This is a genomic window from Floccifex porci, from assembly GCF_009696175.1.
Lineage (GTDB): Bacteria > Bacillota_I > Bacilli_A > Erysipelotrichales > Erysipelotrichaceae > Floccifex > Floccifex porci.
The window spans coordinates 1-1,817 of record NZ_VUMM01000039.1 but is presented as its reverse complement, the minus strand read 5'-3'; the positions used below and the strand labels follow the sequence as shown (position 1 = coordinate 1,817).

Genomic DNA, 1,817 nt, shown 5'->3' with positions numbered 1-1,817 from the left:
TCAGGTACAGGTGTAGTAATGCCTTTCTTATAATTCTTTACACATTCAAGTTTAAACTGCCATGTATACTTCATATAAAAACCCTCCTTACTGGCTTATTGTCCAGTTTGGAGGGTACATATCATTTTGTGAGTTTTTTATAATAATGGGCTGATAATTCTTAAAATCTTTCGATAAATGCGAATAATTGAATTTACATTTTCACAATCTTCTAACGTTACAAGATGAGAACTTCTGAAAATATTTAAAAAATCTTTTTTTATATCAGAAATACAATCTGTATCTCTCATCCAGATACCACATTCATAATGCAGATAATAAGAACGGAAATCCATATTTACAGTTCCTACCAATGCATTTCGATCGTCTGTCAGACAGACTTTTCCATGAATAAATCCAGGAGTGTATTCATATACTTTGACACCCTTTCGAATTAATTCATCCACATTAGCTTTTGTGACATCGTAAACCATTCGTTTATCCGGAATACCAGGAATGACAATTCTAACATCGACACCATTATCTACAGCTAAATCCAGAGCTGAAATCATTTCACTGTCTAATATTAGATAAGGTGTTGTAATCCAGAAATATTTATATGCATGATTTAACATATTTAAATGCATATTTTTTCCAACATATTTATCATCTGTAGGTGAATCAAAAAAAGGAAGAACATAACCATTTCCGAAATAATGAAATGTATCTTTTGAAACAATAAAATCGTTATAATTTGTTTTATGGCTTTCCTGATAATTCCATATTTGAAGGAAAGAAACAGTCAGTGTTTCAACACAGGGTCCTTTTACCATTAAACCCATATCTTTCCAGTATCCAAAACGTTTTTTTGTATTGATATATTCATCACTAATATTACATCCACCTGTAAAACCTACTTTGCCATCAATAACAATAATTTTACGGTGATCTCTGTTATTCATTTGTATCGCGATTTCAGGTCTTATTTTATTAAATACATGCGTTTTTATTCCTTTATTATTTAACCATTCACAATAATCCATTTCAAAGAATTCTAAAGAACCAAAATCATCATAAATTAAACGGACATCGACTCCTTCCTGAACTTTATCCAGTAATATTTGAAGTATTGTATCCCACATAACACTTTTATTAATAATGAAAAATTCAATAAATATAAACTTTTTAGCCTTTATTAACTCATGAATCATGGCATTGTACTGATCTTCTCCTTTTGGAAAATAAGTCGTATCACAATTTTGATATACAGGAAAATACCCATTGTTCCATGCCATTAAAGACATTCTCTGTAAAATCAGATCTCCGTATGAATCGTCTAAATATTGTTTATTTTGTGAAATATACTTTTTATAATCTTCCACAGCCTGACGATCTTGAACCATCAATTCTTTGGGAATTTTTTTATCACCAAATAATAGATATAATATACATCCAAAAAATGGTAAAAACATGATTGTAAATACCCATAACAATTTAGAACTTGAATCACTGTTACGATTAATAACATGGATACATGTACATACACTTATTATTGATAATACACAGTTAATAAAAAAATATTTGGATGTGAAATAATATACCGTGATAAATATGACAATGCATTGAATGATTATTGCCAAACCCACATAAAATATTTTAGATTTTACTAATTTTCTTAAGTTCATGTAATAATTATACCATTTTAAGAAACAAAAAAAAGACTTCCAGAAGGAAGCATAAAAAAATCCGGCAGCGTGCTATGTTCGCAGGGGCAGGCCCAACTATTTTCGCCGCTGAAGTGCTTAACTTCTGAGTTCGGAATGATTTCAGGTGTTTCC

General features: G+C 30.0%; 1 protein-coding gene and 1 rRNA gene. Both read right to left on the bottom strand.

Features of this window, described 5'->3' with window-relative positions; translation table 11 throughout:
* Positions 1–137: 137 nt before the first annotated feature.
* Positions 138–1,664 carry a cardiolipin synthase gene (gene cls, locus FYJ50_RS10405; RefSeq protein WP_154461684.1) on the bottom strand — a complete coding sequence of 509 codons (1,527 nt, stop codon included), beginning with the start codon at positions 1,662–1,664 and terminating at the stop codon, positions 138–140.
* 59 nt (positions 1,665–1,723) lie between these two features.
* Positions 1,724–1,817, bottom strand: a 5S ribosomal RNA gene (rrf, locus tag FYJ50_RS11015); the annotation flags it as partial.